Raw genomic sequence first — 13633 nt, forward strand, 5'->3', positions numbered from 1 at the left:
GAGCATTTATTTGCCCTGAGAGGAAACAGGATGAGTTCACTAGCGGCCACGGTCCAGAATATCTTCGACGAGCCGGGCTGCGCCAAGAATGCCAGTAAGTCAGAGGCTGAGCGCAGGAACGGCTGCACCAGACAGTTGCAGCCGGGTAGCGCTGCCGGCGGTTGTGCTTTCGATGGCGCGAAGGTTGCGCTGCAGCCGTTCACCGATGTCGCTCACTTGGTTCATGGTCCGATCGCGTGCGAGGGTAATTCCTGGGACAATCGCGGGGCGGCGTCGTCCGGCTCGGATCTGTGGCGCACCGCATTCACAACCGATTTGAGCGAAACCGATATTGTTTTCGGAGGCGAGAAGCGGCTCTGCAAAGCGATCAAGGAGATCGTCGACAAGTACGATCCGCCCGCGATCTTCGTCTACCAAACCTGCATCCCGGCGATGATCGGCGATGACATCAACGCAGTCTGCAAGGCAGCATCTCAAAGATTCTCAAAGCCGGTGATCCCGATCAATTCTCCGGGCTTCGTCGGTTCGAAGAACCTCGGTAACAAACTCGCCGGCGAGGCCTTGCTCGACTATGTGATCGGAACGAGAGAACCGGACTACATCACTCCGTACGACATCAATTTGATCGGAGAATACAACCTTTCGGGAGAGCTCTGGCAAGTGAGTCCATTGCTAGACGAGCTGGGAGTGCGAATTCTCTGCTGCATCTCCGGCGATGGTAAATATCGCGAAGTCGCTTCATCTCATCGCGCGAGGGCGGCGATGTTGGTGTGCTCAAAGTCTATGATCAATGTGGCACGCAAGATGGAGCAACGTTACGGGATCCCATTCTTCGAGGGATCGTTCTACGGTATTCAGGATTCAAGCGAATCGCTACGTCAGCTCGCCCGCTTATTGGTTGAACGCGGCGCCCCGACAGATCTGCTCGGGCGCACCGAAGCGGTGATCGCACGCGAGGAAGCGCGGGCGTGGGCTGCCATCGAGCCGTACAAGCCACGATTCGAAGGCAAAAAGGCCTTGTTGATGACGGGCGGCGTCAAGTCATGGTCGGTCGTTGCGGCACTCCAGGAAGCCGGGCTGGAATTAGTCGGAACTAGCGTGAAGAAATCGACCAGGGAAGACAAGGAGCGCATCAAGGAGCTCATGGGGCAGGATGCCCACATGATCGAGGACATGACCGCGCGCGAAATGTACAAGATGTTGAAGGACGCAAAAGCGGACATCATGCTATCAGGCGGCAAGTCCCAGTTTGTCGCGCTGAAGGCGGCGGTGCCGTGGCTTGATATCAACCAGGAGCGTTGCCACGCCTATATGGGCTATGTCGGAATGGTTAAGCTGGTGGAGGAGATCGATAAGTCACTCTCCAGTCCGATGTGGGAGCAGCTACGTCGACCAGCGCCATGGGAGGCATTGGCCAAGGCGAGGGAGCAAATGCAAGCGCCGACGGGCGCAGTCGCCTGCGATCCGGCGCTCGCCGAATCCGCGCGGCGCGCAAGGAAGATCTGCGTGTGTAAGAGCGTTGATCTGGGCACGATTGAGGATGCAATTTACCTGCACGGCTTGAGGAGCGTCGCCGCGGTCCGAGAGCATACCAATGCGGGTGGTGGCTGCTGTCGAAGACGCATCGAAGATATGTTTGTGTCCGAGCCGTCTGACATGCGGCAGGCCGCAGAGTAGGGAGTCGTCATGGCCCTCGTCACGGCGCCAGCAAAAGCCTGCGCTGTCAACCCGCTGAAGATGAGCCAGCCGATCGGCGCCGCATACGCCTTCATGGGGCTGCGCGGGGCGATGCCGCTTCTGCACGGCTCCCAGGGGTGCACATCCTTCGGGCTCACGCTCTTTGTGCGGCATTTCAAAGAAGCAATACCGCTGCAGACCACCGCGATGAGCGAGGTTGCGACCGTACTCGGCGGCTATGAGAATCTCGAGCAGGCGATACTGAACATCTATAACCGTACCAAGCCAAAGATCATCGGGATCTGCTCGACCGGTGTCACCGAAACCAACGGCGACGATGTGGATGCATACCTCAAGCTAATCCGGAGCAATCATCCGCAACTCGCAAAGTTGCCACTGGTGTATGTCTCAACGCCTGATTTTAAGGGCGCGTTCCAGGATGGCTGGGAGAAGGCTGTTGCACGCATGGTGGAGGTGCTGGTGGACCGGCCCAGCGCCAGTGGCCTGTGGTATCCATCGAAAGTGAATGTTCTGCCGGGGTGTCACCTGACGCCCGGCGACCTTGATGAACTCCGTGTGTTACTGGAGGATTTCGGATTGTGCCCCTCCTTCCTCCCTGACCTGGCGGGGTCCCTCGACGGGCATATCCCCGATGAGTTTACGTCAACGACCATCGGCGGCATTGACGTCGACGAAATCGCGAGCATGGGGCGCGCAGGATGGACGATTGCAATCGGTGCGCAGATGCAGCGCGCGGCTGAGATCATGCAGGCTAAGACCGGCGTGCCTTTTCGCGTGTTCGAGCGGCTGTGTGGTCTCCATCCGAACGACGAATTCATGACGTTTTTGAGCGAGATTAGCGGCCGCCCAATACCCTTGAAATATCGACGCCAGCGCAGTCAGCTCGCGGACGCTATGCTGGATGCTCACTTCCATATAGGCGGTCGCGAGGTCGCGATCGGTGCTGAGCCAGACCTTCTGTTCGATCTATCGAGCATGCTGCACGATATGGGAGCGCAGGTGACCGTCGCCGTGACGACCACTCAGTCGGAGGTGATCGAGCGGATCAAGACCAAGGAGGTGCTCATTGGCGATCTCGAAGATCTGGAAGGACTTGCCAAACGAAAACGTTGTGACCTGCTGATCACGCATTCGCATGGAAGGCAAGCGGCGGCGCGGCTGAAAGTGCCGTTCTATCGTACAGGTTTTCCGATGTTCGATCGACTCGGCGCGGCACACCAACTATCCGTGGGCTATCGTGGTACGCGCAATGTGATCTTCGATATCGCCAATCTCGTTATCGCGCACCGCGAGGAGAACGACCACCCTACGCCCGATAGATGGCGGACTGCGGCCGGATCGCCACGACGCTCGGGGTACCGCAGCTCCACCGGCGCAGCTGAGAGCTCCACTGCATGAAGGTCGCGTTTGCCACTCAAGACCTGAGACGCGTCGATGCCCATTTTGGTTGGGCAAAGAATATCGCAATCTACGATGTCACGCCTGGCGGGCACGTGTTTCTCAAGGCGGTTGAGTTTGGCGGCGATCTTAAGGAAGACGGTAGTGACGACAAGTTGGTGCCGAAGATCGAAGCAATCAAGGATTGCGCAATCCTTTACGTCGCCGCCATTGGCGGTGCTGGGGCTGCGCGAGTGGTGGCCAACAAGGTCCATCCTATCAAGGTGAATAAGCCAGAAAGCATTCTGGTGTTGCTCGAAAAACTCGAGGGCGTACTAAAGGGCACGCCACCTCCTTGGCTACGCAAGGCCATGACAAAGGACCGACGGGGTACGTTCGAGTTCGACGAATGAGGTGATATGACTGGGAAAAGAGGGCAGCAGGGGAGCGCCTCCGACGCGCCTTTCCTCATGGAGTTGATCAAGGTTTGGCGTGCTCAGGACACCAACGGAGCCTGGGAGACGAAGAGCGATCTCGAGCTGCTCGAACTCTATATTCTGGACAAGGAGAACCGGCGCGCATTGCCCATTATCGGTGGTCCTGATCAGGATACGTTGTGGCGGCTTAAGCTGTTCTTCGATGCGGTCGCGCTCTCGATCGAGAGAGAGACCGGCGCGATGACCCAGCCGATTCTGGATCTGCATCATGAAGGCTTCGTCCGCATGGTGCTCATCTCAGGCCGTTTGATCGCCGTGAACAAGCAGCTGCGCGATGTGCATCGCTTCGGATTCGATAGTGTGGCAAAGCTCGCGCAGCAGGGCGACAGATGTGTCAGCGACGGAATCGACCTGATTCGGAAATTTCCGGACGTGGCGAACTATTGGGGATACTCATGAGCGATCGTGAAACACTGAAGGCAGAACTAAAGAAACTGTCCGTCAAGGCGACACAAGCCAAGATGGATCTGCACGACCTTTCGGAAGAATTGCCCACCAACTGGACCTCGATCATGGTGGTGGCGCAGAAGGCGTACGATGTCCATGCCGAACTCGAGCGCAAGCATCGCGAGCTGAAAGCGCTGGAAAATGCTTGAAGGGGGACTGCATGTCATTTGCAACGCGAGACGGCCGCGACTGGACGCCCCAATACCTGACCTCGATCGATGCCAAAAAGTGCATCGGCTGTGGCCGCTGTTTCAAGGTGTGCGGCCGAGATGTCATGACGTTGAAAGGAATCAGTGAGGACGGCGAACTTGTCAACCTCGACGACGACGACGATGAGATCGAAAAGAAGATTATGGTTCTGAATGATCAAGGCGCCTGCATTGGCTGCGCTGCATGCGCCAGGGTTTGCCCGGCCAACTGCCAGAGTCACACTCCTGCCGCATCTGAACAGGCGTGAGCGAACAAACGCGTCCTGTCTCGGCAGGCGAGACATAGGTGAGGAAAGGCACAATTGTGATCAGGTAAAGTGGTGCGGATGGCGTGCCAGAAGAACGTCGGTTAAGCAATTCGAGCAAGCTGAAGCGCAAGCATTGCCTGGTGATGGATGGCCGCCGGCTATGTCATGCCGATCATATCCGTTGCTCACAGACCACTCGTCTCCAAGGTCCATGTATTCGTAGAAGTCGAGCTGCGCTTCGCGCAGCACTTTATCCTCAAGCGTCGGTTTCTTCGATTGATCGGCAGCCGGCGATATGACGTGCGGTTCCACCTACAAGTCGCGGTTCGTCGCGGGAAGTATCTGTAACTCACCAGCTGACTGCGTGGGGTAGTCACACGCGGAAGCGCAGACTGCGATGGACAGGTTGTGGTCAGCTAGGAATTCTATCCTCGTCGGCAGAGCTTGCGCGGCACGAGCTCACGTGCAACTTTGCCGATAGGAGAGCGGTCTGATGTATGACAGAATCGTTGGCTCATCCAGCCAGTTCACAAGCGGTAACCAAACTGACGATTCGTCAGAAGCGGGAGATAGCCCCCGGTTTGCGCAAGCAATTGCAGGGATGGGGCCAGCTGAGTCGTCATCCGAACCAGCGGCATCATACTCTCTCGTCTCCGAACCGCCCATTAGAGAAATCGACCAAGGCACCTTCAACCGCGGAGTTGAAAGATTTTTGCGCGACGATATCAGGCAAATCGCCGAGCACCCAGAAGAGTACTCGGACTTCGTCTCCAAGAAGGCAGAGCGCGCAGCAATGGTTGCAGTAGGTTACCTCGGCACCTACTACGATCCAAGTAAGCCAGCACGGTTTTACGCCTATCAGTTGGGAGACGAAATTGTCGGGCTTATGAGAGCCGGAGGCCCGGCGCGGATAAAAGGAGACCAATTTCAGCAACAGTTTGGACGCGACCACGTCACGTCCGTAGTTGATCTTAGGGTAACTCATCCGCTGGTCGAGAACGCTGGTGATATCTTGCTAGAACATCAACTGCGAGAGGACGGCGACCATCCGCTGATCTTGTCGCGGCCCGCCTTACCAGGCATGGAACCTCGGCTAGCGGAAATGGGTTTTGTTCACATGGGTCGTAACTACTGGGTGCTTGATCCTCACCAACACCCCGATGTGTGGACGAAGAACGAGAACGAACCGTGGCAACGGGCTGACAAGCCTACGAAGTATCTTTCGAAAGCTGGGGGCACTGATGTCGGTCCTCAGAGAAGCTACGACACAGATTCGTCGGATGATGATGGCATCGAAACATATTTGTTGGAGCGCACTTTTAGGGGGCTGCACATGGAGTAAATTGGCTGCAATAGGAACGGACCTGAAGTGACGGGTATTTGACCGTCCTATACAGGGCTAAACAGCCTTTCTTCATAGGGGGCGCACGCTCGCTGCGTCGCCCTCGCAGGCTGAAAACGACCGTCAACCTTTCTCCGAAGGCACTTACGATGCTTTGGTGAGATACACGACCCGACAGCAGTAACGGCCTGAAGGCCGTGGCCATCAACGAGCAGCAACGACTAGCCGCCGCATGTAGCCATCACGCAAATGGCGCAGAATGCCTGAAGCCGAAAGCTGCAGCTGCGCAGCCTTCATCGAAAGAGCATGCGTGGGTAATTGGGCGAGCTGCAATGGCCTTCTGAGGTAGGTTACCGCAGACACGGTCCGCTTCGGCAGTTGTACATTTCTTGCATAATGATTGCACAACGACAATGAAGAAAACATTGTAACAAACGAGCGGTGAATGCAGCCAAATCTCACCTATGCGATTTGCAGCTTTAACGACATTCCGAGCCGCCAGGCCACGGGATTCCATCTAATGGTCGTCGAAGATGACGGCAATCACCGGCCGTGGCCCATCGTTGTGGTGCGCTGGGGCAAAAAGGTGCTTGGCTATGTGAATAAATGCCCGCACAACGGCGTCAATTTGGACTGGGAACTGAACCAATTCCTCGATCCATACGGCATCCGGCTGATGTGCGGCAAGCACGGTTCGACCTTCGAACTCGGCACCGGGCGGTGCGTCGAAGGTCCATGTCAAGGCAGAGCGCTCACGCCGATCGCGTTAGTCGTTCTGGATGGTGACATCTGCGTCGTCGGTGTGCATCTTGTGGAGGACGATGCGTCGGCCAACAACTGAAGACCGCGCTCAGACCGGCCGGTTCTCGTTGCGGTTTTTCACAGCCTCCATCTTCTTGAGCCCGTCGTCATACGAGATCTCCTCATAGGATAGATCGAGATCCTTTGTGGCATCGAGGAGGTAATCGAGCTTGCCGCCCGGATCGAGCTTCTTGACGTCGTCCTTGTTCAGCCCGACCAGGTCCATCAGCTCCTTCCAAACGGTGGATTCATCGCACGGTAAGACGTGGAAGTTAAACCCGCCGAGCTTAACTCGGTATTTAGCCAGCAAATCGATGTTGTTGCAGAAAATGAAGTAGCGGCCGGTTGGGCTTAAGGCACCGTCGAGGACGGTCGCGACGTCAGCAAGATACGCGAAGGAATGTAAGTAGCCGGCCAGCACAGGAATGGTGCGTTCTCCGTCTAGCGCGATCGTCAGAACCTGCTCGATCGAATAGTCTGGCGGACGTTTCTCGTCAGCGACCTGAGTCTGGAACTTTAGTGCGATGTCGCCCCGAAAGCCGAACCGGCCTGGCTTGGTGGTCGCGCCTTTGAGTACGGCGTTGAGAAGGCGGCCCTCCTTCTCAAGTCTGCCGAGTGCGGTGTTCTCGATTGCAGTCATTAAATTGTCCTCGACTAAGCTCCTCACCGACCCTTTTGTCGGTGTCAGATGAGATGCAAATCGCCTGCCGCCGCATGCGTGGCGGCGGCCTTCAATGTAGCTTAGAAAGAAAACGCGCCCGTGGCCGGAACCGCCTCAAGTAGCCTTGTCATGATCCCGACATCCGTTCCGAAGCCGACCGCGCGAAAGTGAGCATCACTCGGCGTCAGCGCGCTGGCACGTGACTTGCTCTTAGCTGGGTCCAAGCTGATGAGGGAAAGACGTGATCAACCTGACGGATAGCGCAGTGAATGCAATCAAAAGCGCCATTTCATCGTCGGCGCGCCCAGCCGGCGGTCTGCGCGTCATGATCGAAGCAGGCGGCTGCAATGGATTCAAATACAAGATGGGCCTCGTCGAGGAACCAAAGCCTGACGACACCGTAATCGAACGCGATGGGCTGAGGGTGTTCGTAGATAACAAGAGCCGTGAGCATCTGGTCGGCACGACTATTGATTTCGTGCTGTCACCGGAGAGCTCTGGCTTTACCTTTCATAACCCGAACGCGACGGCGAACTGCTCCTGCGGAAAATCGTTCGGCTGATGGAAAACATTGGTCAATGATGAGGAGAAGGCATTGAACCGAGCCGGCCGAACCAGAACAACTGAGGAGATCGTCGTTCACTACGAAGCGGGAAGGTCGCGTTCGCTGCACGCACGAAGAGATCCGGCCCAATCTGCAAGCCGGCGGTGGCGATTGTTAGCTGATCGGCACGGTAGCAGCATGCACTTGGCAGGGCCGGCCGGTACTGGCAGGTCGTGCAAGCTTTCGAGAAGGTTAGGAGGCATTCAGGCGCGACTGGTAAATACGATCGGAGGATTGGATCGCCTGGTCCTCGTTGCTGCTGCAGGCGAGGTGGTGGATTGAGCGAAAATCGAGCGCCGATCTACCTCGATAACAATGCAACGACGCGGACTGATCGATCCGTCGTGCAAACCATGTTGCCATTCTTCACTGAGCAATTCGGCAATGCCTCGTCAACACATGCCTTCGGCAGCGAAGTCGCAGTCGCTGTGAGGCAGGCCCGGAGAAGCCTGAGCGGCCTGTTGGGTAGTGCATACGATCACGAAATCGTCTTCACCTCGGGAGGGACCGAGGCCAATAATGCCGCAATCCTCTCTGCGCTTGCGACGCAAGAAGGTCGGGACGAGGTGGTCACCACTTCGGTTGAGCACGCCGCCGTACTTGCGCTAACGGAGCAGTTGGCGGCAAGGGAAATCAAGACGCGCATTGTACCCGTAGATGCTTGCGGCAGGCTCGACATCGAGGCGTTTCGCTGCGCGATTGGGCCACGAACAGCGATTGCCTCGGTTATGTGGGCCAATAACGAGACCGGAACGATGTTTCCTGTGGAGTTTCTGGCCGGGTTGACCCGTGAGGCGGGCGCGCTGTTTCACACAGATGCGGTCCAGGCGATTGGTAAGGTCCGCTTAAACCTAAAGGACAGCGCGATCGACATGTTGTCGCTATCCGCGCACAAACTGCACGGCCCCAAGGGGGTCGGCGCGCTATATTTGCGCAAAGGGATTAAATTCCGGCCGCTGCTCTGGGGCGGATCACAGGAACGAGGCCGACGCGGCGGGACCGAGAATATTCCCGGAATCGTCGGGCTGGGAAGAGCTGCCGAGCTTGCGGCGGAGGGGCTTGAACCCGAGCGCCTCCGCATTGGCGCGTTACGCGACCGCCTTGAGCAGGGAATTTTGCGCAATGGCGACTGCGCTGTGCTCGGCGACATCGGCAATCGGTTGGCGAACACGACCAATATTGCCTTCGACCATCTCGAAGGCGAAGGCATTGTCCACCGTCTCAACCGGGCGGGCATCGCCGTGTCGCTCGGATCAGCCTGCAGTTCGGGCTCAATGCAGCCATCGCATGTTCTGCGTGCCATGCAGGTGCCGGCGTGGCGGATTCACGGCGCTATTCGCTTTTCTCTTTCGCGTGAAACCACCTTCGCTGAAGTCGACGAGGTCGTGTGCACAGTGTCAGATGTCGTGGCTCGCATGCGCGCCACCTCCAGCGTCACAGTCGGGGAGTAGACCTCGTGAAAATCATGATCCGCCGTTCTCCGGACGCGGGCCTGTCGATCTACGTGCCAAAAAAGGATCTCGAAGAGCCAATCGTGGCCTCCGAGTACGAGACCTTATGGGGGGGCTGGATCAAAGTAGCTAACGGCTGGGTGCTCGATTTGCCCGAGATGGCGAGCGACACACGGTTACCGATCACAATCGACGCGAAGAAGCGGGATGAGAGCGGCGACGATCCGTGAAAGGCACTCACGGATATCGGCTTTGTCGATGTGGTGGACGCAAAGCTAACTTTCGTGGACCTCGGCGCCCGCTTGGGGACCGGAAGTATTGTCATCTATCTCGTCCTGGTGTGACGGAATTATCCATATGCGATGTGCTGAGCGCACCCAGAGGCACCGGTCGGCTTCCTTTGCCCGCAGATTGGCCCTGCCCCGGGAGAATTTGGGGAAAGAATGGCTGTCGGCGCAGCATATCAAGATCAGCACGTGAGCCCTCCGTGACGGCTTGGTTGTCGCAGACAACGCTCGGCCAGTTGAGTCGAGGCGATCGCACCATCATCTTTTGCCCTCATTGCTGCCCGTCATAGTAGGACGCGTGTCGCCCGCTATTAGCCTTCAGTCCGGATCCACCCAATTGCAAGCGGTAGCGCGTGAAGGCCCGTTTAGATGAAGCCGCATGCGGACGCGTCCAGTGCGAGAGTGGATGCGCGCAAGCGATGGAGCTCTGAGTGAGAACGGCGACGCGTCTGTCGCTTGTCCGACAGGCTCATCATTGCTGTTCTTGCAAGCGCCAACGCTATCGTCGTGATAACTCGGTGGTTACGGTTGCAATCGCACATCCTTGCCATGGCATGCAAGTTGCTACGCAGCGAAGCGCGCTCAAGAATGACCTGGGGCGATGATGCTTGCAGAGAGAATGGGAATGAACGCGGTCGTGGGACGCGGAAAGTATATCAATGCTGCAGTGAATGGCGGAAATATTATGCAGCCCATCACCGAGCATAAGGGCTGCCGCGCTTCGGCCAACACCGGGCGGGCGAGCTGCGGCTCGCAGGACAGTCAAGGCGATCTGCCGATCGGGATCTGGGAAAAGGTCAAAAACCACCCCTGCTATAGCGAAGATGCGCATCATCATTACGCTCGCATGCATGTCGCGGTCGCGCCTGCTTGCAACATCCAGTGCAATTACTGCAACCGAAAATACGACTGCGCCAATGAATCGCGTCCCGGTGTGGTGAGCGAGAAACTCACCCCTGAGCAGGCGGCGAGAAAAGTGATTGCGGTGGCGACGACCATTCCACAAATGACAGTGCTTGGCATAGCTGGTCCCGGCGATGCCCTGGCCAATCCAGCAAAGACGTTTAAAACGTTCGAGCTGGTCAGCCAGGCGGCTCCCGACATTAAGCTGTGCCTGTCAACCAACGGACTCGCACTGCCGGACTATGTCGATACGATCGTCAACGCCAAAATTGACCACGTCACCATAACGATCAACATGGTCGATCCGGAAATCGGAGCCAAGATCTATCCGTGGATCTTCTTCAACCACAAGCGATACACCGGCCTCGAGGCGGCAAGGATCCTCACCCTTCGCCAGCTGCAAGGCCTCGAGATGCTTAGCGAACGCGGCATTTTGTGCAAGGTCAACTCGGTGATGATTCCCAACATCAATGATGACCACCTGGTTGAGGTCAATAAGGCGGTCTCGTCGCGCGGTGCCTTCCTGCACAATATCATGCCGCTGATCTCCTCGCCCGAGCACGGAACAGCATTTGGCCTCAACGGTCAGCGCGGCCCGACGGCGCAAGAATTAAAGGCGCTGCACGATGCTTGTGAAGGGCAGATAAACATCATGCGCCATTGCCGCCAGTGCCGCGCTGATGCGGTCGGTCTACTCGGCGAGGATCGAAGCGCAGAGTTCACAAACGATCGGGTGATGAAAATGGACGTCCAATATGACTTAGCGATGCGCAAGGCTTATCAGGAAAAGGTAGAGAACGAGCGCCTTTGCAAAGTCGCCGCCGGCCAAAAGGAGCTTGCGGAATGTTCCGGAGACATGAGCGCGATCACTCTTCTGGTGGCGGTCGCCACCAAGGGCTCCGGATTGATCAACGAGCACTTTGGACATGCAAAGGAATTCCAAGTGTACGAGCTTTCCACATCCGGCGCCAAGTTCGTCGGTCTACGGCGTGTGGAAGGTTACTGCCAGGGCGGCTATGGCGAGGAAGATAGACTATCCGCGATCATGCGCGACATCCGTGACTGCCATGCGGTCTTCGTGGCTAAGATCGGCGGCTGCCCGAAAAGCAGTCTGATCAAGGCGGGAATCGAGCCGGTTGATCAATTCGCTCATGAGTTCATTGAGAAGTCGGCGATCGCTTGGTTCAGATCCTATCTCGACAAGGTGAAGCGCGAAGAGATCCAGCACGTGCAGCGCGGCGAGCCTGCGTGTCGGTTGGCAGATCGGGTCGATGCGGCGTAAGGAGAAATATGTGCCGTTCAAAATCATCGCCTCGCAGTGTACGAGCTGCTCAGCCTGCGAACCCGTATGCCCGAACGTTGCTATCTCGGAGAAGGGGGGAAGCTTTGTCATCGAAGCGGCAAAATGCACCGAATGTGTTGGCCATTTTGACGAGCCGCAATGTGCCGCCGCTTGTCCGGTCGACAATACCTGCGTGGTTGACACGTCGTTGCCTCGCTACCAAGCGCCAGTCTAAAGCGTGAGCCCCTCATGAGCGGCACGCCAGGACCTGGTGCTGAGTACGTCGTAGGCGTCGCCCGTTGGATCGCAGGTGCCGACGTTCGCTCTCCTTTATCGACGGCGACTGCTCTGGATTACCCTGCGATAGTGCTGTTGCTGGTCGGCAGCATGGCTAGGCGGCATTGCGGCGCATCGAGGCCGCTTCGTAATGCCGAGAGCGGCCTTCCCGGCCGCGCTCCCATCGTGGACGTGATTGACGATATCGCGCGCGGGCACGAAGTGATGTGGAATGTCGCCTGGCGGGCTATGCGGCGTCCCTGCATCTCTAGAGCGAGCGATGCATGAGGAGCGGTATATGAACAGAATTCTTCGCGACAGTGACGTCGTCGAGCTAAGAGATCCGCCGGTCTTCAGCTTTGGCCAGAAGCTTCGAGCCAATCGCACCATCCGCAATGATGGCACCTATCCCGGTAAGGAGATTGGCGACGTCTTAGTCAAGAAGGGGGAGGTGGGCTACGTCATCTCGATCGGTACCTTCTTGCAGCAATTCTACATCTACGGTCTAGAGTTTTTGGAAAGCGGCCGCCGCGTTGGCATGAAACGCAAGGAGCTGGAGCCAGTAGATGCCTGCGAAGAGGTCGATGATTTGCCATTACCGGAGGAGTCATGACTAAGCAAGGTGTTACCAAATATCGGCGGGGCCAGCGGGGCGAACCCGCCGCCAACCTCATCAAGAACCGCTCATCTACCAATACGCAGCCCGACGGACACCTGCTCGTCCCCAAAGCCACCTTCCAGACCGTCATCGATACTCTCACCAACGAAGCTTATGAGCCGATCTTTGTTGTGCGATTTTGGTGAGGAGCTGCTCATCTGCTGGTCTTCGAGATGAAATCAGAGTGCTTTGAAGGGAGGCCTTCGTCATGAATGCCGCACTGATGAGGAAAGCAAAGACGGGGCTAGTGCCTCACCCCAACGAGCTTGATCGCAAACGGATCGAGCGCGGCTTGAGCGCGCGGAAGCGCTATCTCTACGTCTCGCCAAACGTAACGCCAGTGAGGGGCGGCTACCTCATCGAGAGTCCCTGTTGCTCGCGCAACATCGACAAGGATGGCGCTTTGGTCGACGTCGCGCTGATTCTCTATGATTCCGTGAGCGGGATCTGGAAGCTGTTTCACAAGAATCACGCGGGGGGAGTCTGGGAATTTTACAGCCTCTATCACCGCTTGACTCCTGCAATCGACGAGTTGAACGCGGATCCCGAGCGCCTGTTCTGGCAATGAGAGGCTGCCGTGTCCGAGGGATAGAGGAACGACGATGACGCCCGCGACGGGCCGATTGATCGAATTCGAACAACTGCGTGCTGTCGATGACGCCGACATGGGTCACTTTGTCGAGCTGCGCCGCGGCTCTCCGCAGCTGGCTTGTGTGCGCTGTGATGCGTCAGATTTGTCGGATCAGCCGTTCCAACAGTGTCCTGGTTTCGATCTTCATCTGCTCGATTGATCGGACCACTGCGTGCAGCTTACGGCCGACCGAACGCGAGCGACTGGGATCGTATTGGCTAAGATGAAGCTTGGGCGGTGAGCACTGAACCAGCGGAATAT

The 13633-nt window shown here is 57.3% G+C and carries 19 protein-coding genes; 17 read left to right on the forward strand and 2 right to left on the reverse strand.

Annotated elements, in window-relative coordinates; genetic code table 11:
* The first annotated feature begins 30 nt into the window (after positions 1–30).
* From nifE to fdxB, 6 genes are read left to right on the forward strand one after another with little or no spacing between them, the layout of a single operon-like run.
* On the forward strand, positions 31–1677 hold the full coding sequence (nifE, locus tag ACRQ5Q_RS07835) for a nitrogenase iron-molybdenum cofactor biosynthesis protein NifE (protein WP_439396861.1): 1647 nt from the start codon (positions 31–33) through the stop codon (positions 1675–1677).
* 9 nt (positions 1678–1686) lie between these two features.
* Positions 1687–3096, forward strand: coding sequence for a nitrogenase iron-molybdenum cofactor biosynthesis protein NifN (gene nifN, locus ACRQ5Q_RS07840; protein ID WP_439396863.1), 1410 nt, complete (start codon positions 1687–1689; stop codon positions 3094–3096).
* Entirely contained in the window at positions 3093–3488 is a 396-nt protein-coding gene (nifX, locus tag ACRQ5Q_RS07845) for a nitrogen fixation protein NifX (RefSeq protein ID WP_439396865.1), read from the forward strand. Before nifN ends, nifX begins: the two co-directional genes overlap by 4 nt.
* Before the next feature lie 6 nt (positions 3489–3494).
* Positions 3495–3971 (forward strand): NifX-associated nitrogen fixation protein, encoded by a 477-nt coding sequence (locus ACRQ5Q_RS07850; protein ID WP_439396867.1) that lies wholly within the window; start codon positions 3495–3497, stop codon positions 3969–3971.
* Positions 3968–4168 (forward strand): CCE_0567 family metalloprotein, encoded by a 201-nt coding sequence (locus ACRQ5Q_RS07855; RefSeq protein ID WP_439396869.1) that lies wholly within the window; start codon positions 3968–3970, stop codon positions 4166–4168. Before ACRQ5Q_RS07850 ends, ACRQ5Q_RS07855 begins: the two co-directional genes overlap by 4 nt.
* Before the next feature lie 11 nt (positions 4169–4179).
* Positions 4180–4476 carry a ferredoxin III, nif-specific gene (fdxB, locus tag ACRQ5Q_RS07860; RefSeq protein ID WP_439396871.1) on the forward strand — a complete coding sequence of 99 codons (297 nt, stop codon included), beginning with the start codon at positions 4180–4182 and terminating at the stop codon, positions 4474–4476.
* Positions 4477–4536: 60 nt separating this feature from the next.
* Here the strand turns inward: fdxB and ACRQ5Q_RS07865 are convergent, their stop codons facing one another.
* Positions 4537–4788, reverse strand: a complete 252-nt coding sequence (locus ACRQ5Q_RS07865) for a hypothetical protein (protein ID WP_439396873.1) — start codon at positions 4786–4788, stop codon at positions 4537–4539.
* A 181-nt stretch (positions 4789–4969) separates the two neighbouring features.
* Here ACRQ5Q_RS07865 and ACRQ5Q_RS07870 point away from each other — a divergent pair, with 181 nt between their 5' ends.
* Together ACRQ5Q_RS07870 and ACRQ5Q_RS07875 are read left to right on the forward strand one after the other, a co-directional pair.
* The gene (locus ACRQ5Q_RS07870; protein WP_439396875.1) at positions 4970–5818 is read left to right on the forward strand and encodes a host specificity protein; all 849 of its coding nucleotides are present in this window, start codon (positions 4970–4972) and stop codon (positions 5816–5818) included.
* Between the two features lie 445 nt (positions 5819–6263).
* A complete protein-coding gene (locus tag ACRQ5Q_RS07875) occupies positions 6264–6659 on the forward strand; it encodes a Rieske (2Fe-2S) protein (RefSeq protein WP_439396876.1) in 396 nt (131 codons plus the stop codon).
* Between the two features lie 9 nt (positions 6660–6668).
* Here ACRQ5Q_RS07875 and ACRQ5Q_RS07880 read toward each other — a convergent pair whose 3' ends face one another.
* The gene (locus ACRQ5Q_RS07880) at positions 6669–7259 is read right to left on the reverse strand and encodes a hypothetical protein (protein WP_439396878.1); all 591 of its coding nucleotides are present in this window, start codon (positions 7257–7259) and stop codon (positions 6669–6671) included.
* 262 nt (positions 7260–7521) lie between these two features.
* Here ACRQ5Q_RS07880 and ACRQ5Q_RS07885 point away from each other — a divergent pair, with 262 nt between their 5' ends.
* From ACRQ5Q_RS07885 to ACRQ5Q_RS07925, 9 genes are all read left to right on the forward strand, one after another.
* Positions 7522–7842, forward strand: coding sequence for an iron-sulfur cluster assembly accessory protein (locus ACRQ5Q_RS07885; protein ID WP_439396880.1), 321 nt, complete (start codon positions 7522–7524; stop codon positions 7840–7842).
* 320 nt (positions 7843–8162) lie between these two features.
* Positions 8163–9335 (forward strand): cysteine desulfurase NifS, encoded by a 1173-nt coding sequence (gene nifS, locus ACRQ5Q_RS07890; protein ID WP_439396882.1) that lies wholly within the window; start codon positions 8163–8165, stop codon positions 9333–9335.
* 5 nt (positions 9336–9340) lie between these two features.
* Complete coding sequence (nifT, locus tag ACRQ5Q_RS07895; RefSeq protein ID WP_271600047.1) at positions 9341–9565, forward strand: putative nitrogen fixation protein NifT; 225 nt, start codon at positions 9341–9343, stop codon at positions 9563–9565.
* 682 nt (positions 9566–10247) lie between these two features.
* Positions 10248–11807 carry a nitrogenase cofactor biosynthesis protein NifB gene (gene nifB / locus ACRQ5Q_RS07900; RefSeq protein ID WP_439396884.1) on the forward strand — a complete coding sequence of 520 codons (1560 nt, stop codon included), beginning with the start codon at positions 10248–10250 and terminating at the stop codon, positions 11805–11807.
* 10 nt (positions 11808–11817) lie between these two features.
* On the forward strand, positions 11818–12042 hold the full coding sequence (locus ACRQ5Q_RS07905; RefSeq protein WP_439396886.1) for a 4Fe-4S binding protein: 225 nt from the start codon (positions 11818–11820) through the stop codon (positions 12040–12042).
* Positions 12043–12381: 339 nt separating this feature from the next.
* Positions 12382–12696 carry a nitrogen fixation protein NifZ gene (locus ACRQ5Q_RS07910; protein WP_439396888.1) on the forward strand — a complete coding sequence of 105 codons (315 nt, stop codon included), beginning with the start codon at positions 12382–12384 and terminating at the stop codon, positions 12694–12696.
* A complete protein-coding gene (locus ACRQ5Q_RS07915; protein WP_439396889.1) occupies positions 12693–12887 on the forward strand; it encodes a nitrogen fixation protein NifZ in 195 nt (64 codons plus the stop codon). The genes ACRQ5Q_RS07910 and ACRQ5Q_RS07915 overlap by 4 nt, the downstream gene beginning before the upstream one ends.
* 62 nt (positions 12888–12949) lie before the next feature.
* The gene (locus tag ACRQ5Q_RS07920) at positions 12950–13309 is read left to right on the forward strand and encodes a DUF3024 domain-containing protein (RefSeq protein WP_439396891.1); all 360 of its coding nucleotides are present in this window, start codon (positions 12950–12952) and stop codon (positions 13307–13309) included.
* A gap of 34 nt (positions 13310–13343) precedes the next feature.
* On the forward strand, positions 13344–13532 hold the full coding sequence (locus ACRQ5Q_RS07925) for a hypothetical protein (RefSeq protein WP_439396893.1): 189 nt from the start codon (positions 13344–13346) through the stop codon (positions 13530–13532).
* Positions 13533–13633: the final 101 nt, after the last annotated feature.

This window comes from Bradyrhizobium sp. PMVTL-01, assembly GCF_051861855.1.
Classification (GTDB): domain Bacteria; phylum Pseudomonadota; class Alphaproteobacteria; order Rhizobiales; family Xanthobacteraceae; genus Bradyrhizobium.